Here is a 20766-nt window from a genome sequence, read left to right as displayed (position 1 = left end):
GATCAGGACAGCAGCCGCCGGATCGCCGCGCCGACCTTGGCGGCGTCCGGCTCGCCGCCGGTGATCATGTCGACGTAGCAGAACGACTCGGCGATGCGGACCACGAGGTAGGCGAGATCCTCGACCGGGAGCCCGCCGGGCGGATCAGGCAGCTCGTCGCGCAGCAGGTCGGCCACGTACCCGATGAAGTTGTGCTGGAGTTCGCTGCTGCGGGTGGTGAGGATCCGCAGCGCGATCTCACCTTCCTGCTGCAGGAACGTCTTCATGAACGGCGCATCCAGGACACTGGCGATGAACCCCTCGAGGGTCTGGGCCACGGCGTCGATCCCGGTCGCCCTGGACTGGAGCCTGCAGCGGTCGAGGGTGGGTTTCGCCAGGGACCAGTTCACCTCGCCCAGCAGGCGGTCCCGGCTCCCGACCCAGCGGTTCAGCGTCATCCGGCTCACGCCGAGCTCGTTGGCCAGTGCCTGCATTTCGATCCGCGTTCCGCTGCGGAACTGCCGCCGCGCCAGCCGGATCGCCGCTTCCCGCCCCTGGGAAGCCGGCGCCGCCTCGTCCCGGTGCGGCGGGGTTGCGGTCTGGCGTCGCGCGGCAGGCATGAACCGCAGCCTAGCCGGTGCGTGGGACACCAGGCGGCATCCTGGTCCGGCCGCCGAAGCGGCGCCGGTGCCGTCGGCCCGTGCGCTGAGGACGCGGGCCTTCCCGCCCCAACTCCCGGATCCAGGTCACAGTCAGCTGCCCGGCACCACACCAGACTCCTGCTCACGGAACTGGACCGGAACGGCGAGGGTGAGCGGAGATGGTGGTGTACGTACCCGACGGTGGACCAGGGGTGCCACAGCTGGACAGGGCCGAAGACCTGGGCGCGTTGTCGGTCCGTGCCGCGGCGGACTCGCCGCGGTGGGAGCTCCTGTCGCGGGCACTGGAAGCCGCCGGTGCGGGCGAGGTCGCCGGTGACCACGTCTGGCTCGACGTCTCCTGGCTGCGCTCCGCCGCTGGTGATCGTGATCAGGACTGGCACGACGGGTTCACCCGCATGCTCGCCCACGCCGCACGCCAGGGCTGGGTCAGCGCCGACGGTGGCCGGGTCCGGGCGCACGTCTCCTGGGGGCGGTGACCGTGCCCGGGAAGTTCGACGGCAGGACCGCGATCGTCACCGGCGCCAGCCGCGGCATCGGGTTCGCCATCGCCGAACGACTGGTCGCCGAAGGAGCGCGGGTGGTGATCACCGCGCGCAAGAAGGAGGCGCTGGAGGAGGCCGTCGCTCGCCTCGGTGGCCCGGAGGTGGCGATCGCCGTGGCGGGCAAGGCCGACGACACCGCGCACCAGGCGGAGGCGGCCGGTCAGGCCGTGGAACGGTTCGGCAGCCTCGACATGTTGGTGAACAACGCGGGCGTCAACCCGTGGTACGGGCCGATGGTCGAGCTCGACCTCGATGTGGCCCGCAAGGTCGTCGAGGTCAACTGCATCGCGGCGTTGTCCTGGGTGCAGCACGCGCACCGCGCGTGGATGGGGGAGCACGGCGGGGCGGTCGTGAACGTCGCGTCCCATTCGGCGATCTCGCCCGCGCCGGGCGTCGGCTTCTACGGCGCCAGCAAGGCCATGCTCGTCGCGATGACCAGGCTGCTGGCCGTCGAGCTGGGCCCGCGCATCCGGGTGAACGCCGTCGCGCCCGCGGTGGTGAAGACCAAGTTCGCCGCGGCCCTGTACGAAGGCCGGGAGGAACAGCTGGCCGCGGCCTACCCGCTCAAGCGCCTGGGCGAGCCGGACGACATCGGCGGGGCCGTCGCGTTCCTGCTGTCGGCGGACGCGTCGTTGCTGACCGGCCACCTCCTCGTCGTCGACGGCGGCGTGACCCTGGCCGGGGCGACCGCATGACGGTCGCGGGTCAGGGCGTCGTCGTCACCGGCGCCGCGGGCGGGATCGGCAAGGCGCTGGCCGCGCGGCTCGCCGCCGGGGGAGCGCGCGTCGTGGTGAACGACCTGGATCCCGTCGCGACGGAGGCGGCGGCCGCGGAGATCGGTGCGCTCGCCGTGCCGGGCGACGCCGCGTCCGTGGCCGGGGCCGTGGCCCTCGTGTCGGCCGCGCGCGGTCACCTCGGCCAGGTCGACGCCTGGTTCGCCAACGCCGGCGTCGTCCGCGGCTACGGCCTGGACGCCAGCGAGGCAGCCTGGGCGGCGAGCTGGGAGGTCAACACGATGGCGCACGTCCGCGCCGCCCGGCTGCTGGTGCCGGAGTGGCTGGAGCGTGGTCGCGGGCGGTTCGTGGTGACCGCGTCGGCGGCGGGGCTGCTGACCGCGCTCGGGACCGCTACCTACTCGGTGAGCAAACACGCTGTGGTCGCCTTCGCCGAGTGGCTGTCCGCGACCTACCGGCACCGCGGAATCGTGGTCCAGGCGATCTGTCCCCAGGGGGTGCGGACCGGCATGCTCGCGGCCAGCGGTCCCATGCGGTCGGTGCTGGCCGACGGCGCGGTGACCGCCGAGGACGTGGCCGAGGTGACGTGGCAGGCGCTGCACGACGACCGCTTCCTGATCCTCCCGCACCCCGAAGCAGGAGACCACTACCGAAACCGGGCCGCCGACACCGACCGCTGGCTCGGCGGGATGAACAAGCTGCAACGGCACCTGGAACGGGCGGCCCGGTGAGTCGCCTTCCGGGCCTGGACCTGACCAGGCTGGCCGGCTGGCTCGCGGCCGAGCGGCCGGGGCAGGCCGGGCCCACGCTGTCGGCGCGCCTCCTCGCGGGCGGCCGGTCGAACCTGACGTACGAGGTCGGTGACGGCGAGCGCGCCTGGGTGCTGCGCAGACCGCCGGTCGGACCCGTGCCCGCCACCGCTCACGACGTGGCGCGCGAATACCGGGTCATGGCCGCGCTGGCGGGCACCGCCGTGCCGGTGCCCGCGATGTACGCGCTGTGCACGGACGACTCGGTGATCGGGGCGCCCTTCTACCTCATGGAGAAGGTCGGCGGGACCCCGTTCCGGAGCGCGGCGGCGCTGGCGCGGCTCGGGCCGGACCGGGTCCGCCGGATCTCGCTCCGCGTCGTCGACACGCTGGTGGCGCTGCACGACGTCGACCCGGCCGAGGTGGGGCTGGCGGACTTCGGTCGCGCCGACGGGTACCTGGACCGGCAGGTGCGGCGCTGGAGCGCGCAGCTGGCGGCAGCCGGCAGCGGCGACCTGCGGTCGGCCGGGGAACTGCGCTCCGGGCTGGCGTCGAACGTCCCTGCCCATTCCGGGGTCGGCATCGTGCACGGTGACTACCGCCTCGACAACGTGCTCGTCGACTCCGCCGACCGCCCGGCGGCCGTGATCGACTGGGAGATGGCCACGATCGGCGATCCGCTGACGGACCTCGCACTGCTGATCGCCTACCAGAAACTGAGCCGGCTCCCGGGCGGGGACCTCCTCACCGACGCCGCCTCGGCGCCGGGACACCTCACCGAGGACGAAGTGCGAGAGCGGTACCGCTCGCGCAGTGGCCGCGACCCGGCGCACTTCGGCTTCCACCTCGGCCTCGCCTGCTACAAGCTGGCGGCGATCGTCGAGGGGATCCGCCACCGGCACCTGCACGGGCAGACCGTGGGCGCCGGGTTCGACGGGATCGGCGCGCTGACCGGGCCCCTGCTGGAGATCGGGCTGGCTGCCCTGAAGGAGGACGGCTGATGCACTTCGGCTACGACGATCGCACCGAGGACCTGCGCGGGCGGCTCCTGGAGTTCATGGAGACGCACGTCCACCCGGCGGAGCCGGTGTTCGAACGGCAACTGTCCGAGCTGGACGATCCGTGGGCGTGGGACTCCGCGCCCGTGCTGTCCGAACTGCGGGCGGAGGCGCGCAACCGGGGGCTGTGGAACCTGTTCCTCCCCGGGGCGGACGGCGCCGGCCTCACCAACCAGCAGTACGCGCCGCTGGCCGAGATCACCGGCCGGAGCCCGCACCTGGCGCCCGCCGCGCTCAACTGCGCCGCACCGGACACCGGGAACATGGAACTGCTCTCGCAGTTCGGCACCGACGCGCAGAAACGCCAGTGGCTGGAACCGCTGCTGTCCGGGCGGATCCGGTCGTCGTTCGCGATGACCGAACCCGATGTCGCGTCCTCCGACGCCACCAACGTCGCCACCCGCATCGAGCGCGACGGCGACCACTACGTGATCAACGGGCGCAAGTGGTGGATCACCGGGGCGATGAACCCGAACGCCGCGATCTTCGTCGTCATGGGCAAGACCGATCCGCACGCCGAGCGGCACCGCCAGCAGTCCATGATCCTCGTCCCGCGGGACACCCCCGGCGTCCGCGTGACCCGGGCGATGCGCGTTCTGGACTACGACGACCGCGAACACGGTGGGCACGCCGAACTGCGTTTCGACGACGTCCGGGTGCCCGCCGGAAACCTCATCGGTGGCGAAGGCGACGGCTTCGCGATCGCACAGGCCCGGCTCGGCCCTGGCCGCATCCACCACTGCATGCGGGCGATCGGGGTGGCCGAACGCGCGCTCGAGCTGATGTGCGCCCGCGCGGAGGAGCGGGTCGCGTTCGGCAAGCCGCTGTCCGGCCAGGGAGTCGTCCGCGACTGGATCGCCGAATCCCGCGTCCGGATCGAGCAGCTGCGCCTGCTCACCCTCAAGGCGGCCTGGCTGATGGACACGCGGGGCAACAAGGCCGCGCACACCGAGATCCAGGCGATCAAGATCGCGACCCCGGTGACCGTCCAGTGGGTGCTCGACAAGGCGATCCAGGTGCACGGCGGGGGTGGGTTGTCGCAGGACTTCCCGCTCGCCTACGGCTACGCGCTCGCCCGCATGCTCCGATTCGTCGACGGGCCGGACGAGGTCCACAAGGACGCCCTCGCCCGCCGCGAACTGCGCAAGGCCGCCTCGGCTCGGCGACCGGCACCCGCGGCGCAGCGGTAGGGAGCCCGGCCGAAGTCCCGGACCCAGGTCACAGTCTTCGCCGCCGCCGGGCGGCAAGCTTCAGCTACCAGGCCCCGCCGGGGGCATTGTTGGGAGGCATTGTGCAGACGCTCGATCTTGTCGGCGCCGAGGCCGGCGTCGAGTTCGGGGCCGGCGTGCACCTCGACGCTCGCCGCGCGGGCAACGGCAGCCGGGTCGCCCTGGTCCTGCCCGGCGCAGAGCGGGCCGAGGAGAACGCCGCGTTCGTGGCGGCGCTCGCGAAGGACTACTCCGTGGTCGCGCCGAGTCACCCGGGCTTCGGCCGTTCGCCCCGGCCGGACTGGTGCACGTCCGTCGACGACCTGGCCTACCTCTACCTCGACTGGCTGGACCGGTCCGGGCTGACCGACGTCACCGTCGTCGGCCTCCAGTTCGGCGGCTGGGTCGCCATGGAGATGGCGGTGCGGAGCTGCGCGCGGATCGGCCGTCTCGTGCTCGTCGACTCGGTGGGGGTCAAGCTCGGCGGACCGCTCGACCGCGAGATCGCCGACCTCTTCGCGATGCCGCGGACCGAGCTGGACAAGCGCCTCTACGCGGACACGAGCTTCGCGCTGGGCGACCTCGCGCACGCGCGGGACGAGGACGTTCTCGAGGTGGCGCGCAACGAAGAGGCTCTCGCGTTGTACGGCTGGGAGCCCTACCTGCACAACCCGCGGCTGCGCCACTGGCTGTGGCGCATCCGCGTGCCGTCCCTGGTGATCTGGGGCGGGCAGGACGGCATCGTCGCGCCCGGCTACGGCCGCGAGCTGGCCGCGCGGATCCCCGGCGCGCGTTTCGAGTGCCTCGACCGGGCCGGGCACCGCGCACAGGTGGAATGCCCGGCGGAGATCGCCGAGCTGATCTCCGCCTCCGCCGCCTGACCCCGACCAACCAGAAAGGGAGCGTTCCCGTGCAGTACTGGCATTTCAGCGAAGCGGCCTACCCGTACCTGCCGGACCCCGAGACCTACGAATCGGTGCGGGTCACCCTGCCCAACGGCGTCATCGACCCCGCTCGCGCCGCGGCGCTGTGGGACCGCTACATCCGCGAGTGGCAGGTTGCGGACGAATGCGGGCTGAACGTGATGGTCAACGAACACCACTCGACCGCGACCTGCATGAACTCCGCCGCTCCCGTGATCGCCGGAGCGCTCGCGCGGCTCACCACCAACGCGCGGATCCTGATCCTGGGCAACCCCGTCGCGAACCGCACCGACCCCGTGCGCATCGCCGAGGAAATGGCCCTGCTGGACCTGCTCAGCCACGGCCGTCTCGAGGCCGGATTCGTGCGGGGCGTGCAGTACGAGGTCGCCGCCACCAATTCCCGGCCGGTGCGGATGTCCGAGCGCATGTGGGAGGCGGTCGAGCTCATCACGCGAGCCTGGTCGGCGCACGACGGCCCGTTCAACTGGGAGGGCGAGTTCTTCCACCACCGCCAGGTCAACATCTGGCCGAGGCCCCACCAGCAGCCCGGCCCGCCCGTGTGGGTCACCGCGGTGAACCCGGCCAGCGTGCCGAGGATCGCCGACCACGGCTACCGGGTCGGCACCTTCCTGTCGGGGTTCGACGGGACCAGGGCGGTGTTCCAGGCCTACCGCGACCACTGCGCCGCGACGGGCAAGCCCGCGCCGGGCGACGAGATGTTCGGCTACGCGGCGCTGGTCTACACCGGACGGACCGACGAAGAGGGCTTCGAAGGGGCTCGCGAACTGCTCTGGTACCTGCACAGCAACAAGGTGGCCAAGCAGTTCGCCTACCCCCCGGGATACCTGCCCTACCACGTCCGGGCCGTGGGCCTGCGGGGACCGTTGACGTCGATGCCCGGCTCCCCGGCGTCCTCGCCGATCCCCGACGTGACCGCGATGTCGCTCGCCGAGCTCATCGAACGCGGAATCGTGTTCGCCGGCAGCGCCGCCACCGTCGCCGGGCAGATCGAGCGCTTCTACGAGCACGTCGGCGGGTTCGGGCACCTGCTGCTCATGGGCCAGGCCGGTCACCTCGGGCACGAGGACACGGTCCGGGGGATCGCCAACTTCGCCGAGGGTGTCGCGCCCTTGGTCGACCGCGTGACGGGCGGGCTCGCCGTTCAGTCGAAGTAGGGTAACTGCTGCCTATCGGAGGACAACGATGTCCCAACCATCCCCGCTGGATTCGGAAGACAGGGTTTCCCCGGGAACGGGAACGCCGCGGCACAGCGCTGTGGCGCGCCGGTCGATCATCGCCGCCGGCTCGGGAAACGCTCTCGAGTTCTACGATTTCGCGATTTTCGCGTCGCTCACACCGGTCATCTCGAAGCTGTTCTTCCCCTCGGGTGAGCCGCTCGCCGCGATCCTGTCGACGTTGGCGGTGTTCGCGGTCGGCTTCGTCATGCGGCCGGTGGGCGCCGTCGTGTTCGGGCGGCTCGCGGACCGGCGCGGGCGCAAGGTGTCCCTGGCGATCGCGGTGCTGATCATGGGCGTGACCACCGTGCTCATCGGCGTCATGCCGACCTATCCGCAGGCGGGGATCGTCGCACCGGTGCTCCTGTGTGTCGCGCGGCTGCTCCAGGGGTTGTCCGTCGGCGGGGAGTTCGGGACGTCGGCCAGCTTCCTCGTCGAGCACGCGCCCCCGCACCGCCGTGGGCTGTACGGCTCCTTCGCCTTCTTCTCCTCGACGCTCGGCAGCGTGCTCGGCGCCGTCGTGGTCCTGATCATGACGGTGTCGCTGTCCCCGGGCGACCTCGACAGCTGGGGCTGGCGGATCCCGTTCCTGCTCGGGTTCCCGCTGCTGGTCATCGGCCTCTACCTGCGCTACCGCATCGCGGAGTCGCCGGAGTTCGAGGAGCTCAAGGCAGGCAACGCCCAGGAGCGCAGCCCGCTGCGCACGTTGTTCACCCAGCACTGGCGGGCGTTCCTGATCGTGATCGGGATCTGCGTCGGCTTCAACATCGCCTCGTCCACGGTCCAGGTGTTCGCGCTCACCTACATCCGCAGCGTCGTGGGACTGTCCGCGGTGCAGGCGCTGAGCACGGTCATCATCGCCACCACGGCCGGGATCTTCCTGGTGGTCGCGTTCGGGCGCCTCTCGGACACCTACGGCAGGAAGCCGGTCCTGGTCTTCGCGTGCGTCCTGGCGGTGGTCCTGCCCTACCCCAGTCTGCTCATCATCGGCCTGACCGGGTTCGGCCCGGCGCTGCTGGGACAGCTCGTCCTGTGGATCCCGGTCGCCGCGTTCGGCGGCGCCATCCCGGCGCTGTTCGCGGAGCTGTTCCCGACGAAGGTCAGGGCGTCCGGGTTCGGGATCGCCTACGGATTCGGTTCGGCGATCTTCGCCGGCACCGCGCCGTTCGTGGCGACCCTGCTGATCGAGCTTTCCGGGAACAAGACGTCGCCGGCCTGGTACATGGTCGCGGCAGGCGTCATCACCTTGGTCGTCGTGATCGCGTCGGTGGATCGCCGGGCGTACGGGAGGAGTTGAAGCATGGGGTCTGCCGCGGGGCGGCTGACGGGCAAGTCAGCGCTGGTGACGGGTGCGGGTTCGGGTATCGGAGCGGCGACGGCCGAGGTGTTCGCCCGCGAAGGCGCGAAGGTCCTCGTCGTGGACGTGGACAAGTCCAAGGCGTCGGCGACGGTGGACCGGATCCGGGAGGACGGTGGTGTCGCCGAGCCGTTCGCCGCGGACGTCTCGGACGAGGTTCAGGTCGCAGGCGCCGTCGAGTTCGCGGTCGAGCGCTTCGGCGGGGTGGACGTGCTCCAGAACTACGCCTCCGAGCGAAGTCTGGTGGCCGAGGACGTCTTCGTCGCCGAGGCAGACCTGTCGGTGTGGCTGGGGCAGCTGCGCGTGGACCTGCTGGGCTGCGTCCTGACCGCCAAACACGTCCTGCCGCACATGGTCCGCGCGGGAGGGGGCAGCATCACCAACGCTTCTTCCCTGGCCGCCTGGCTTTCCCTCGAAGGCCGCCCGGCCTACGCGACCGCGAAGGCCGGGGTGATCGGGTTGTCGAAGTCGCTGGCCGTCGAGTACGGCAAGCAGGGGATCCGATGCAACGTCCTCGCGCCGGGCCACATCGTCTCGCCCGCGACCGAGAAGATGTTCTCCGCGGCACAGACCGAGGTGCTGCTGGATCACGTCGCGACGCCGCGGCTGGGCAGGCCGGACGACGTCGCGATGGCCGCCCTGTTCCTGGCCTCGCCCGAGTCGTCGTTCATCAACGGGCAGGTGCTGGTCGTGGACGGCGGCATGTCCGCCTACGCGCCCATGGTCCCGTCGTTCCGGCGCCTGGCCGGACAGTGAAGGAGCCGGCATGCGTTTCCTGGTGACGGGCGGGCTGGGCGTCAACGGCGCCTGGGTGGTGCGGGAGCTGCTGGGCCGCGGCCACGAGGTGGCCGTGTTCGAAAGCCGGGACGACACGTCGCTGATCGAGGATGTGGCGGACCGGGTCGAGCTCGTCGTCGGCGACATCCGCGACGCGGACGGTTTCACCGACGCCGCCCTGCGCCTGCGGCCGGACTGCGTCATCCATCTCGCGGCTTTCGTCGACTGCGAACGGGATCCGCACACCGCGATCGCGGTGAACGTCGGCGGCACCGCCGCGGTGTGCGCCGCCGCGGTGGCGGCGGGTGCGCGGCGGGTCGTCTACACCAGCTCGAAGGCGGTGTACGCGCCGGCGACGGGCAAGCGCGGGTTTCCCACCTACGAGGCCGTGCGCGAAGACGACGAGCTGCGGCCGACCGGCATGTACGGCATCACCAAGGCGGCCGCGGAGAACGTGGTGGCGTGGTACGGGCGCAACTCCGAAGTGGAGTGCGTCAGCCTGCGGTTCGCCACGATCTTCGGCCCGGGCAGGCTGCAGCGGCACGCCGGCCCGATCAACACCTACAGCTCGATGGTCGAGCTGCCGGCCTCGGGCCGCGGTTTCACGATCGAGCAGGGCGGGGACGAGCGGGATGACATCATCTACGTCCTCGACGTCGCCGACGCCATCGCGTGTGTCGCGCTGGCTCCCGGGCCGCTGCGCCACCAGGCCTACAACGTGGCCGCGGGGCACCCGGTGTCGATGCACGACTTCGCGGACGCGATCCGCCGCGTCATTCCCGGTGCGGCACTCGACGTGGGGCCCGGGCTGAACCCGATGCAGATGGCCGACAGCTACTACATGGCGCTGGATGGAACCCGGATGGAAGAGGAGTTTGGATGGCGTCCCCGCTACGACCCGGACCGCGCGATCCGGCACTACCACGAGCTCGTTCGAACCCGGCTCGCGTGAACAGGCAGGTGGTGCGGGCATGAGAGCAGCGGTCTACCGTCGTCCCGGTCCCGCGGCGGAGGTGCTCGAAGTCGTCGAGCTCGAGGTGCCCGAGCCCGGTCCGGGCCAGGTCCGGGTCCGGATCGCCACCTCGGGTGTCAACCCCACCGACTGGAAGACCCGGGCGGGATTCGCCGGGCGCACGCCCGACTGGTTCCAGGTGCCCCACCACGATGGCGCCGGTGTGGTCGACGCGGTCGGCGACGGCGTCACCGGCCTCCAAGTGGGGCAACGGGTTTGGCTGTACCTGGCGGCGTTCCACAACCGCTACGGGACGGCGGCCGAGTTCGCGGTCGTCCCCGCGGAGCGGGCGGTGCCGTTGCCCGACGGCGCATCCGACGACCTCGGGGCGTGCCTCGGGGTTCCGGCGCTGACCGCCGCGCACTGCCTGGGCGGGAATCCCGCGGCGCTGGCGGGGCGGACGGTCCTCGTCGCCGGGGGAGCGGGCGCGGTGGGGCATTTCGCCATCGAGCTAGCCAAGCACGCCGGCGCGCGGGTGGTGGCCACGGTGAGCTCCGACGAGAAGCGCGCATTGGCGGAGAAGGCCGGGGCCGACTTCGTCGTCCGCTACACCGACGCGGACGCGGCCCGGCGCATCCGCGACTTCGCCGGGCCCGTCGACCGGGTCGTCGAGGTCGCGCTCGGGGCGAACCTGGACCTCGACGTGGCCGTGCTCGGCGCCCCCGGCACCATCGCCGTCTACGCCGCGGAGGGGGAGCTGTCCCTGCCCGTGGGCGAGTTCATGAAGGCGAACACGACGCTGGAGTTCGTGCTGCTCTACGGGGTGTCCCCGGAGCGGCTGGCGGCCGCGATCCGGTGGACTTCCGACGCACTCGCGCACGGCGCGCTGTCCGCTCTGCCGGTGCTGCCGCACGGCCTGGACGAGGTGGTTCGGGCGCACGAGGTGGCCGAGCAGGCGCCGACGGGGAAAGTCATCCTGCGCGTGGGCGAGCACTGAAAGGGGAGCACACGGATGGACACCGGGATCACCCAGCTGACGCCGCTGTCGTTCCTGCGGCGGTCGGCGAACGTGCACGCCGGCAAGGTCGCCGTCGTGCACGGCGACGAGGCCTGGACCTACCGGGAGTTCGCCGCGCGCGTGGAGCGGCGGGCGCGGATGCTGCGCGCCGCCGGAGTGCGGCCGGGCGACCGCGTCGCCTACCTCATGCCCAACGTGCCGGAGATGCTGGCCGCCCACTTCGCCGTGCCGCTGGCCGGTGCGGTGCTGGTCGCGATCAACACCCGGCTGGCGCCTGAGGAGGTCCGCTACATCCTCGATCACTCGGGCGCGACCGTGCTCGTCGTCGACGCCGAGTACGCCGCCACGATCGCGCCGATCGCCGGGTCGCTGGACACGGTGCGGACGATCGCCGTGGCGGCCGACCCGATCGGTCCCGAGGCGACCGTCGAGGTCCCCGGCGCGGTCGCGTTCGCCGACCTCCTCGCCGCCGCGGACGAGGAGGACGAGCTGGTGTGGGCGGTCGACGACGAGCGATCGCCCATTTCGATCAACTACACCTCGGGCACGACGGGACGGCCCAAGGGCGTGGTCTACACCCACCGCGGCGCGTACCTGAACTCCTTCGGCGAGATCTTCCACTCCGGACACGACGCGGACAGCGTCTACCTGTGGACGCTGCCGATGTTCCACTGCAACGGCTGGTGCACGACGTGGGCGCTGGTCGCGGCGGGCGGGACCCAGATCTGCCTGCGTGAGGTGCGCGGGGACCGGGTGTGGGAGCTCATCGACCGCCACCGGGTCACCCACCTCAACGGGGCGCCCACGGTCGTCACCACGATCATGCGGGCCGAGCCGGCCCACCAGCTCGACCACCGGCTCGTCGTCACCACCGCGGGTGCGCCGCCGAGCCCCACCACGATCCTGCAGATGGAGCGGATGGGCTTCCGGATCGTGCACGTGTACGGCCTGACCGAAACCTACGGCCCGTACGCGGTGAACGAGTACCAGCGGGCGTGGGACGACCTGGCGCCGGAGGAGCGCGCGAAGCTGCGGGCCAGGCAGGGGGTGGGGATGCTGCAGGCGGACGAGGTCCGGGTGGTGGATGGGAACTTGCGCGACGTTCCCCGGGACGGGCGGACCATGGGTGAGATCGTCATGCGCGGCAACAACGTGATGCAGGGCTACTTCAACGATCCCGAGGGCACGGAACGGGCGTTCGCCGGTGGCTGGTTCCACTCCGGGGACCTCGGCGTGATGCACCCGGACGGGTACGTGGAGCTTCGGGACCGGGCCAAGGACGTGATCATCTCCGGCGGCGAGAACATCTCGACCATCGAGGTCGAGCACGCCATCGCCGCGCACCCCGACGTCCTCGAGGTCGCCGTGATCGGTGTGCCGGACCCGCGGTGGGGTGAGCGGCCCAAGGCCTTCGTGGTGCCACGGCCGGGGAGGAACCCTTCGGAGAGCGAGCTGATCGCGCACGTGCGGTCGCTCATCGCCCGCTACAAGGCGCCGCGCGAGGTCGAGATCGTCGCCGAACTGCCCAAGACCTCCACCGGGAAGGTGCGGAAGTACGAACTGCGCGAACAGGAATGGTCGGGGGAGGCCCTGCGCGTCCGCGGCTGACCGGAGTGACTGGAAGGAACCGATGAAGGTAGGAAACGTCGACATCGTCCCGATCCTCGACGGCACCGCGAGGTTGCCGATCGGGAACACCGTGACCCACCGGCGGGACGCGCGGTGGGATTGTGCGCACCAGCCGCTGGACGAGCGCGGCCGGATCCACATGGACATCGGGGCGTTCCTCGTGCGGCTGGGGGACCGGACGATCCTGGTCGACGCCGGAGCGGGTGACGACTTCGTGCACGAGGGGTTCGTGACAGGCCGGCTGCCGGCGAACCTGCGCCGGGCCGGGGTCGCGCCCGAGGACGTCACCGACGTGGTCTTCACGCATCTGCACCCGGATCACGTCGGCTGGGCGACGGTCCGCGGCGAGGTGACGTTCCCGCGCGCGACGTTCCGGGTGCACGAGGCGGACTGGGCGTACTTCATGACCGACTCCACGGCCGATCCCGTCCTGCAGGAAACCCTGGCCCCGATCGAGGGGCGGCTGGAGACGTTCGACGAGGAGACCGAGCTGGTGCCCGGTCTCCTCGCGCGGCCCGCGCCGGGGCACACCCCGGGCTCGACCGTGTTCGTGGTCAGCGACTCCGGCGAGCGCGCGCTCCTGCTCGGCGACGTGGTGCACACGGTCGTGGAGCTCACCGACCCGGAATGGGAAGGGATGTTCGACGTGGACCGGGCCGCGGCCAACGCCATCCGCGAACGCATCGCCGACGAGCTGGCCGCTACGGGCGACCCGTTCGCCCCCGCGCACTTCCCCGAGCTGTCCTTCGGCCGCCTGATCACGGCCGACGGACTGCGCCGGTTCTCCTGGGCGTAGTGCTGGTTGTGCCGCCCACGGTCATGGGCGGCACAACCAGCCAGGGCGCGTCCGACAGGGCTCTTCTGTTCAGGTGATGACGTCGTGGATGAGGATGGCGGCGCGTTGGTGCCCGCGGGGCAGGCCGCCGCCGGGGCGGGGACTTTTCAGGTGGCCATCAGCGGCTCGAACGTCGGGGTCCCCGGCCTGGCCCTCGGTGAACAGGGTGACCAGGGGAGCGGCCGTTGCAGTCGGCCAGCCGGTGGATCTTGGTGTGCGGGCGCCCGGGGGCGGCCGATGGTGGAGCACCACATCCCAGGCGCCTGGGCGGCCAGGGTGCCAGGTCCACATCGTTTGCCAGGGCCCGAACACCGCCGGCGCATCCCGCCACGGGATCCCGTGCCGGCAGCACATCTCTGAGCAATGCCCACAAACCCCCGACGCGACCAGCGCCATCCCAGCTACCCGCCAGAACCTCTGTCGAGCACGCCCTGGCACCACAGCCGTGATCTCGCTTCAGTAGTGCACCGCTCCGCGGTTGCCGCCCGCCACGGACACCGCGTCTCCCGTCACGGCGGCCGCCCGGGGCGAGCACAGGAACACGACCACGTCCGCGACCTCCTCCGCGGTGACGAGACGCCGGAGGCTCGTCGTCGCGGCCAGCTGGGCGCGGACCTGCTCCTCGGTGAGCCCGCCGGCCGCCGCCCGGTCCGCGACGAGCCGTGGGGTGCGTTCGGTCTCCACCAGACCCGGGTGCACGACCGTGACCCCGACACCGTGCGGGCCGAGTTCGTCGGCGAGGTTCGCGGTGAGGGCGGCGACCGCCACGTTGCGGATCGTCCCGGAGACGGAGCCGGTGCGGCGGGCGTTGAGACCGGAGATGTTCACGATCCGTCCCTGCCCCTGCCGGATCATGTGCGGCGCGAGGGCGCGGGCGCACCGGAGGTAACCGAGGACCTTGGTGTCGAAGTCCGCCAGCACCTCGCCGTCGGTGAGATCGGCCAGCGGTGGGGGAGCGGAGGCGAAGGACGGCTGGGCGGCGGCGTTCACCAGCACGTCGACACCGCCCCAGGCGGTCACGACCTGCTCGGCCATGGCCCGGACCGAGGAGTCGTCGGTGGTGTCCGCCGGGACGGCGAGGACCTCCGCTGCCGTGGCGCCGGAGCGGAGGCCGTCCGCGGCGGCGCCGAGCCGCCGCGCGTCCCTGGCGACGAGCGCCACCCGGGCGCCCTCGGCGAGGAGCCCGCGCGCGATGGCCAGCCCGAGCCCACGGGATCCTCCCGTGACGACCGCCCGGGCACCCTTCAACTGCAGATCCATGGTGACCCTTCCTACCGGGACCGCGTGGCGGTCCTGATGGACATCGCCGTCGAGACGATGTCTTCGACGTCCGCGCCGCGCAGCCAGGCCACGATCTCCCCGACCGCGGCCGTCGCGTCCTGCGCGCACTTGTCGACCAGGCCATGAGCGGCGGCCTGCTCAGCGTTCCAGCGTTCCCCGCCGTACAGCAGCAGCCCCGCCGGGCCGGTGCCGACCGCCTGCACCAGCCGGCGCACGAAAACCGGCTCGTAGGTCAGGCCGTGACCGAGCGCCGGTATCCGGAAGTTTGCCGCCGGCGAACAGATCCGGACGTCGCAGGCGAGCGCGAGGCTGCAACCCGCGCCGAAACATGTCCCGTCGATCTCCGCGATCTTGGGCGGTGCGAGCTCCGTCAGCGCCAGGACAGCGGTCTCGGCCAGGTGCCGGTAGGCGGCGACGTGGTCCGGATCGGACGAACTCAACTCCGCGAGGTCCCCGCCCGCGGAGAAACTCCCGCCGGAGCCCCGCAGCACGACGGCCGCGATTCCCGGTGTCTCGTCGATCCTCCTGACATGCCGGACCAGTTCCTGCCACATGTCGCCGGACATCGCGTTCCGCTTCTCGGGCCTGCTGATCGTGAGCCGGGCGACCCGGTCTGCGATGTCCAGGCGCATCGAACCGCTCATCCTCAGCCGGCCTTCGCGTCCGGGGCCGGAGCCGCGGCGACCACGCCGTTTCGCACCAGGGCCCGGACCTCGTGGTCATCGATTCCCAGCTCGGTCAGCAGGTCGACCGTGTCCTGCCCGATCCCGGGCGCCTTCCGCCGCGCGCGGGGCGCACCGTCGGCGATGAGCGGCGTGTTCACCACGCGGCGGTGCCCGAACCGCTCGACGTCGCCCGGGAACATCTCGCGGGCCGCGTACTGGGCGTCGTCCAGCATCTCGGGGACGGTGTGGACGGGCCCGCACGGCACGCCCGCTTCACGGAGCCGCTCGATCCAGTGATCCCTCGGCGCCGTCCGGAACCGGGCCTGGAGCAGCCCGGCGAGTTGCTCGCGGTGGACGAAGCGGCTGTACTCGCCGCGGAAGCGCTCGTCGCCGGAGAGGTCGAGGTCGAGCACCGCGCAGAAGTCACGCCACGAGCGCTCGGTCACGCCGATCACGAGCACAGCGTCGTCGCCGCAGGTGAACGCCTCGTACGGCGCGGTGAGCCGGTGCGCGGTGCCCAGCGGACCCGGCGGCTCGCCCGTCCCGGCGTAATCGGCGACCTCCCACAACGACCATCCGGCGATCGTGTCCGCGAGGGACACGTCGATGTGGGAGCCGCCGAGCCCCGCCCGGACGCGGTGCAGCGCCGCCAGCACGCCGATGGCGCCCCACATCCCGGTGCCCAGGTCCCCGATGGGGTAGCCCGCCTTCGCCAGCTCCCCGCTCGTGCTTCCGGTCACGCTGAGCAGCCCGCCGTAGGCCTGGGCGACCAGGTCGATGCCTTTCGCGCTCCGCATCGGCCCGTACTGGCCGAAGCCGGAGATCGAGCAGTACACGAGGTCCGGGAAGTCGTCCTTCAGGTCTTCGTAGGACAGTCCCTGCCGCGCGAGCGCGCCGACCCGGAAGTTCTCCACCAGCACGTCCGACCGGCGAGCCAGAGCCCTGACCAGGTTCTGCCCGCGCTCGGTCTTGATGTCGACCGCGAAGCTCCGCTTGTTGCGGTGGATCAGGTCGAACGGCAGCGGGCGCTGTTCCGGCCCGACCAGACGCCGCCGGAGCGAGTCCCCGTCGACGGGTTCGACCTTGATGACCTCGGCGCCGAGGTCGGACAGGATGGTGGTGCAGTACGGCCCGGCCAGTGCGCCGGTGATGTCCAGGACCCGCACGCCGCTGAGGAAGTGCTGCTCCGTCGTCACGCTCGCCTCAGACATGTGCCCGGTTCCCCTCGTCGTCTCGCGGTGTGGCCGGTTGTCCCGGCCGCTCCAGGACCTTGCGCAGCACCGCTACCTCCTCGGACAGCTCCCGCCGGCTCACCGCCGCTTCCCGTACCGAGCCGGAGCCGTGGTAGGTGCCGGGGAACAGGTGCAGTTCGACGGGCACCCCGGCCGCCAGCAGTGATCGCGCGAAGTCGATTCCTTCGTCGCGCAGCGGATCGAACTCGGCGACGGAGACGTACGCCGGGGGCAGGTTGGTCAGATCGGTGGCGCGGGCGGGCGCGGCGTAGGGCGACACCGCGCCGGCTGCCCGGCCGAGGTAGGCGGACCAGCTGATCTCGGCGTCCCGGCGGGTGAGCGCGGGCGTGTCGGTGAACCGCCTGCTGCTCGCCGTCCGGAGCCGGTCGTCCAGCGCCGGCGATTTGAGGAACTGGAAGCGGACCGGGGGCCCGTTCCGGTCGCGGGCCAGCAGGGCGGCCGCGGCCGCGAGCGCGCCGCCCGCGCTCACCCCGTGCAGGACGATCAGGGAGGGGTCGATCCCGAGCTCGCCGGCGTGTTCGCGCAACCAGAGAAGTCCGCTGTAGACATCGTCCAACGGTGTCGGGAAGGGCCACTCCGGAGCCAGCCGGTAGTCCACGGCGAGGACGACCGCGCCGGTTTCCCGCGCGATCTCGGCGTTGCGGAGGTGGCTCATGTCCAGATCGCCCAGGATGAATCCGCCGCCGTGGACGTGGTAGATCGCACCGCTGTTCGTCCGGCGGGACGGCCGGTACGCGCGGAGTGCGATGACGTGCCCGTCCGCGGCGGCGCACGAGTAATCACGAACACTCACACCCTCGACCGGGCCGGACCTGGTGTACCGGCTCGACGCGATCCGGCGGGCTTCCGCGACGTCGGTTCGGTCGACCGTGGGCAGGGCGGCGATCGACGGCACCAGCTCCTCGTCCATCCGGTACTGGCTCAACTGTCCCTCGCTTCGGGCAGGCGACGGCCCCGCAGGTCCGTCGACGCGAACGACCTCAGCAGCGCCGGGTCCTCGATCCAGATCTGCCGCCGGTAACGGCGGATCGCCCCGATGTCGTCCAGCTTCTTGAGCGCGCGGGCGACGACCTCGCGCACCGACCCGATGGTGTGCGCGAGATCGGTCTGGTCCGTCTGCACCAGCAGCCCGTTCACGGTGGGGGTGGCCATCTCGAGCAGGTGCCGGCTCAGCCGCTGCTGGACGGAGTTGAACAGGTTGTCCTCGAGGTAGGCCACGGTTTCGTAGGTGGACTCCGCCAGGTACACGGCGACCTGGTAGGCGAGTTCCGCCCGGGTCCGCATGAGGCGGCGGAAGGTGTTCGGGTTCAGCACCGAGACCTCGCACATCGTCACCGCTTCCAGCGACGACGGTGCACCGTCGGTCAACATCGCGGGCAGGGCGGTGAAGTGCCCGGCCGTCGCGTACCGCGTGGTGACCTCCCGCCCGTCCCAGGACGTCACCTTCGCGCGAATCCGTCCTTTGTGGACGAGCGTCACCCGGTAGTCGGAGTTCCCGCGGCAGATGACGGTGCCCGCGGAGTAGGTCACCACCCGGCTGTCCGCGAGGAGCGCGTCGCGGATCTCCGGATCCTGTCCGGACAGGAAGCTCTTCGACCACGCCTGGAGCGCCGCGGCCGGGATGTGTGCGCGGTTCATTCCACCGCCGCCGGTTCCCCGGAATCGAGCTGGTCGAGTCCGAACTGGGAGGTGAAGCGCGAGCGCGGGTCCCGTTCCGGCCAGCTGCCCGATTCGACCGACTGGAAGAAGCCGCGGGCGATGTCGTTGAACCGCTGCGGGTTCTCCAGGTTGGGGACGTGCCCGCTGTTGGGCAGGACCAGCATGCCGCACGCGGGCGCGGTCCGCTTCAGCATCAAGCCCGTGGACAAGCACGCCTCGTCCTCGTCACCGTTGACGACCAGGAGGGGGACCGGGAAACTCCGGAACTCGCCGGCCAGGTCGTGCAGGGACGGCCGGCGGCCCTGGATCTCGAGGACGGTGAGCGCCAGCCCCTCCGCGGAGTGTTCCGCGAACTGTTCGACGAACTCGTGCCACGCGGGCTCGTTGTGGTGCTTGAGCTGCACCCGGCTGGGGCCTTCGGCGAACTTGCGTCCGACGAACCCGGCTCCCCGCGACCGGAGCTGCTCCGCGACGATCCTGGTCTCCGCCAGGTAGCCCGCCCGGGTGGCCGGGTCGGAACCGGACCCGACGCTGACCGCCATGACCGAGCGCACCCGGCCGGGGTGGCGCAGCCCGAGCTGGACGGCGGTGTAGCCGCCCATCGACAGTCCGACCACGTGGGCGGCGTCGACCTCAAGCGCGTCGAGCACCGTCAGCGCGTCGTCGACGGCCCGCTGCCACGAGTAGGCCGACGGGCTTGCCGGAACGTCGGAGGGCGGGTAGCCGCGCGCCGCGTAGGTGATGCACCGGTGGTCGTCCTGGAGACCGGCCACCTGCCGCGACCAGCTCCGGTGGTCGCCGGCGTACTCGTGGAGGAAGAGCACCGGAACGCCGTTGCCGGTGTCGGTCACGTGCAGCCGGACACCGTCATCGGTTTCCACGGAACGGCCCGTGTTCATGGCTTCTCCTGTGTCGTTGCATCCACGTCGATGCCCTCCTGCCGGGTTTCGGTCCGCGACCTGGACGATCCTTTCCAGGAAGGACGATCGTGTCTGTGACTTGCGTCCGTCAACCGCGGGTCCGGTGCCCGGACGTGGGTCACAGACAGGGCCGGGTGGTGCGGAGAGCATGCTGTGATCCGGCTCGAGGAGTTGACGTGAGAACACTCTTCCTTCCCCCGTTGTCCGTGGATCAGGCTGAGCGCAGGCGCGCGCTGCGAAACGCGTTCGCCCGGTTCCCGAGCGGGGTCACCGCATTGTGCGCCCTCGGGCCCGAGGGGCCCGTGGGCATGGCCGCCAGCTCGTTCACCTCGGTGTCGCTGGAACCCGCACTGGTGTCGGTCTGCGTCGGACACGGCTCCACCACGTGGCCGCGGCTGGCCGCCGCCGGACGGGTCGGCATCAGCGTGCTCGGTGGCGAGCACGCCGAGCTCAGCGCAGCCCTCGCCGCCCGCGGTGTCGACCGTTTCGCCGACGCGACCTGGGAGGCGTCGCCCGAGGGAGCGGTGTTCCTGGCCGGTGCCCCGCTGTGGCTGGACTGCCGGGTCCACCGGACCGTGCCCGCCGGGGACCACGACATCGTCCTGTTCGAGGTGCTGGGCGCGCGCACCGACGACAGGTTCGGCCCGCTGATCTTCCACCTGAGCGCGGTGCGCGCGCTGGAGGCCCGATGAGCACCGGCCTCGCCGCCGTGCGCGCGCTGGCGCTCGGCCGCCCGATCGTGGTGGTCACCGCCGGCGGTCCCGGTCCGCGCGCCGAGCTGGTGCTCGCTGCCGAGCGGGCCACCGCGCACGCCGTGGCCTTCCTCGTTCGTCACGGCGCGGGTTTCCTCCGCGTGGCGCTGAGCGACGACGACGCCGACCGGCTCGACCTGCCCGTGATGTACCCGCCCGGCAGCCGGGGCGCCCCGGAACGCGACTGCGTCGCCGTGGACGCCGCTCACGGGACGACGACGGGTATCTCCGCGGCCGACCGGGCCCGCACGATCAGCCTGCTGGCCGCGCCCGCGAGCTCGCCCCGCGACTTCACCCGCCCGGGGCACGTCATCCCCGTGCGGGCGGCGGCGGACGCGACGGGTGGCACGCTCCCCGCGGCCCTCGCGCTGGCCTCGCGAGCCGGACTGCGCCCTGTCGTCGCGAGCTGCGCGCTCGTCAGCTCCAGTGATCCCGTCCTGCTCGCGGGTCCCCGGGAAGCCCGCGAGTTCGCCGCCCGCACCGGTCTGGCCGTCGTCCACGCTGCCGGCCCGCGTCGAGGCGTGGACGTGCTGGCTGCCGCGTCGCTGCGGATGTGACCAGCGCACCGACGTTCTGGA

Annotated in this window: 22 protein-coding genes; 15 read left to right on the top strand and 7 right to left on the bottom strand. The window is 71.7% G+C overall.

Translation table 11 applies throughout. The features are described from left to right. Nucleotides 1-2 precede the first annotated feature (2 nt). Nucleotides 3-599 carry a QsdR family transcriptional regulator gene (locus AMY39116_RS0307925; protein ID WP_051123494.1) on the bottom strand — a complete coding sequence of 199 codons (597 nt, stop codon included), beginning with the start codon at nucleotides 597-599 and terminating at the stop codon, nucleotides 3-5. A 233-nt stretch (nucleotides 600-832) separates the two neighbouring features. On the opposite strand from AMY39116_RS0307925, the gene AMY39116_RS42420 reads away from it, so the two are divergent. The 13 genes from AMY39116_RS42420 to AMY39116_RS0307860 all read left to right on the top strand — a co-directional run bounded on the left by AMY39116_RS42420 (nucleotide 833) and on the right by AMY39116_RS0307860 (nucleotide 13619). Beyond that, on the top strand, nucleotides 833-1117 hold the full coding sequence (locus tag AMY39116_RS42420; RefSeq protein ID WP_020417153.1) for a hypothetical protein: 285 nt from the start codon (nucleotides 833-835) through the stop codon (nucleotides 1115-1117). Nucleotides 1118-1119: 2 nt separating this feature from the next. Beyond that, entirely contained in the window at nucleotides 1120-1878 is a 759-nt protein-coding gene (locus AMY39116_RS0307915) for an SDR family oxidoreductase (protein ID WP_027935741.1), read from the top strand. Next, nucleotides 1875-2648 carry an SDR family oxidoreductase gene (locus AMY39116_RS0307910; RefSeq protein ID WP_020417151.1) on the top strand — a complete coding sequence of 258 codons (774 nt, stop codon included), beginning with the start codon at nucleotides 1875-1877 and terminating at the stop codon, nucleotides 2646-2648. Before AMY39116_RS0307915 ends, AMY39116_RS0307910 begins: the two co-directional genes overlap by 4 nt. Further along, nucleotides 2645-3667, top strand: coding sequence for a phosphotransferase family protein (locus AMY39116_RS0307905; RefSeq protein WP_020417150.1), 1023 nt, complete (start codon nucleotides 2645-2647; stop codon nucleotides 3665-3667). The genes AMY39116_RS0307910 and AMY39116_RS0307905 overlap by 4 nt, the downstream gene beginning before the upstream one ends. Continuing rightward, nucleotides 3667-4914: an acyl-CoA dehydrogenase family protein gene (locus AMY39116_RS0307900; protein WP_020417149.1), complete on the top strand. Its 1248-nt coding sequence runs from the start codon at nucleotides 3667-3669 to the stop codon at nucleotides 4912-4914. Before AMY39116_RS0307905 ends, AMY39116_RS0307900 begins: the two co-directional genes overlap by 1 nt. Before the next feature lie 101 nt (nucleotides 4915-5015). Next, on the top strand, nucleotides 5016-5813 hold the full coding sequence (locus AMY39116_RS0307895) for an alpha/beta fold hydrolase (RefSeq protein WP_020417148.1): 798 nt from the start codon (nucleotides 5016-5018) through the stop codon (nucleotides 5811-5813). A 29-nt stretch (nucleotides 5814-5842) separates the two neighbouring features. Next, nucleotides 5843-7030 carry an LLM class flavin-dependent oxidoreductase gene (locus tag AMY39116_RS0307890; RefSeq protein ID WP_020417147.1) on the top strand — a complete coding sequence of 396 codons (1188 nt, stop codon included), beginning with the start codon at nucleotides 5843-5845 and terminating at the stop codon, nucleotides 7028-7030. 100 nt (nucleotides 7031-7130) lie between these two features. Beyond that, nucleotides 7131-8387, top strand: coding sequence for an MFS transporter (locus AMY39116_RS0307885; protein ID WP_020417146.1), 1257 nt, complete (start codon nucleotides 7131-7133; stop codon nucleotides 8385-8387). Between the two features lie 3 nt (nucleotides 8388-8390). Further along, nucleotides 8391-9203, top strand: coding sequence for an SDR family NAD(P)-dependent oxidoreductase (locus AMY39116_RS0307880; RefSeq protein ID WP_020417145.1), 813 nt, complete (start codon nucleotides 8391-8393; stop codon nucleotides 9201-9203). A 10-nt stretch (nucleotides 9204-9213) separates the two neighbouring features. Then, complete coding sequence (locus tag AMY39116_RS0307875) at nucleotides 9214-10176, top strand: NAD(P)-dependent oxidoreductase (RefSeq protein ID WP_020417144.1); 963 nt, start codon at nucleotides 9214-9216, stop codon at nucleotides 10174-10176. A gap of 19 nt (nucleotides 10177-10195) precedes the next feature. Beyond that, nucleotides 10196-11173, top strand: coding sequence for an NADPH:quinone reductase (locus AMY39116_RS0307870; protein WP_027935740.1), 978 nt, complete (start codon nucleotides 10196-10198; stop codon nucleotides 11171-11173). 15 nt (nucleotides 11174-11188) lie between these two features. After that, on the top strand, nucleotides 11189-12802 hold the full coding sequence (locus tag AMY39116_RS0307865) for a long-chain-fatty-acid--CoA ligase (RefSeq protein ID WP_020417142.1): 1614 nt from the start codon (nucleotides 11189-11191) through the stop codon (nucleotides 12800-12802). Nucleotides 12803-12824: 22 nt separating this feature from the next. Further along, nucleotides 12825-13619, top strand: coding sequence for an MBL fold metallo-hydrolase (locus AMY39116_RS0307860; protein ID WP_020417141.1), 795 nt, complete (start codon nucleotides 12825-12827; stop codon nucleotides 13617-13619). A 495-nt stretch (nucleotides 13620-14114) separates the two neighbouring features. Here AMY39116_RS0307860 and AMY39116_RS0307855 read toward each other — a convergent pair whose 3' ends face one another. From AMY39116_RS0307855 to AMY39116_RS0307830, 6 genes are read right to left on the bottom strand one after another with little or no spacing between them, the layout of a single operon-like run. Further along, entirely contained in the window at nucleotides 14115-14918 is an 804-nt protein-coding gene (locus AMY39116_RS0307855) for an SDR family oxidoreductase (protein WP_020417140.1), read from the bottom strand. An 11-nt stretch (nucleotides 14919-14929) separates the two neighbouring features. Further along, a complete protein-coding gene (locus AMY39116_RS0307850) occupies nucleotides 14930-15571 on the bottom strand; it encodes an enoyl-CoA hydratase/isomerase family protein (protein ID WP_020417139.1) in 642 nt (213 codons plus the stop codon). Nucleotides 15572-15585: 14 nt separating this feature from the next. Continuing rightward, the gene (locus AMY39116_RS0307845; protein WP_063710140.1) at nucleotides 15586-16815 is read right to left on the bottom strand and encodes a CaiB/BaiF CoA-transferase family protein; all 1230 of its coding nucleotides are present in this window, start codon (nucleotides 16813-16815) and stop codon (nucleotides 15586-15588) included. Beyond that, entirely contained in the window at nucleotides 16808-17782 is a 975-nt protein-coding gene (locus AMY39116_RS42415) for an alpha/beta hydrolase (RefSeq protein ID WP_235716080.1), read from the bottom strand. Before AMY39116_RS42415 ends, AMY39116_RS0307845 begins: the two co-directional genes overlap by 8 nt. Beyond that, entirely contained in the window at nucleotides 17779-18495 is a 717-nt protein-coding gene (locus AMY39116_RS0307835) for a Crp/Fnr family transcriptional regulator (RefSeq protein WP_020417136.1), read from the bottom strand. The genes AMY39116_RS42415 and AMY39116_RS0307835 overlap by 4 nt, the downstream gene beginning before the upstream one ends. Next, on the bottom strand, nucleotides 18492-19415 hold the full coding sequence (locus AMY39116_RS0307830; RefSeq protein ID WP_020417135.1) for an alpha/beta fold hydrolase: 924 nt from the start codon (nucleotides 19413-19415) through the stop codon (nucleotides 18492-18494). The genes AMY39116_RS0307835 and AMY39116_RS0307830 overlap by 4 nt, the downstream gene beginning before the upstream one ends. Nucleotides 19416-19612: 197 nt before the next feature. On the opposite strand from AMY39116_RS0307830, the gene AMY39116_RS42410 reads away from it, so the two are divergent. Together AMY39116_RS42410 and AMY39116_RS42405 are read left to right on the top strand one after the other, a co-directional pair. Then, complete coding sequence (locus tag AMY39116_RS42410) at nucleotides 19613-20128, top strand: flavin reductase family protein (protein WP_157358475.1); 516 nt, start codon at nucleotides 19613-19615, stop codon at nucleotides 20126-20128. Continuing rightward, nucleotides 20125-20745, top strand: coding sequence for a 3,4-dihydroxy-2-butanone-4-phosphate synthase (locus AMY39116_RS42405; RefSeq protein WP_020417133.1), 621 nt, complete (start codon nucleotides 20125-20127; stop codon nucleotides 20743-20745). The genes AMY39116_RS42410 and AMY39116_RS42405 overlap by 4 nt, the downstream gene beginning before the upstream one ends. Nucleotides 20746-20766: the final 21 nt, after the last annotated feature.

Origin of the sequence: Amycolatopsis sp. ATCC 39116 (assembly GCF_000231075.2) — a bacterium.
GTDB lineage: Bacteria > Actinomycetota > Actinomycetes > Mycobacteriales > Pseudonocardiaceae > Amycolatopsis_E > Amycolatopsis_E tucumanensis.
The sequence above is the reverse complement of the archived record's forward strand: the minus strand, read 5'-3'. Positions and strand labels throughout refer to the sequence as shown.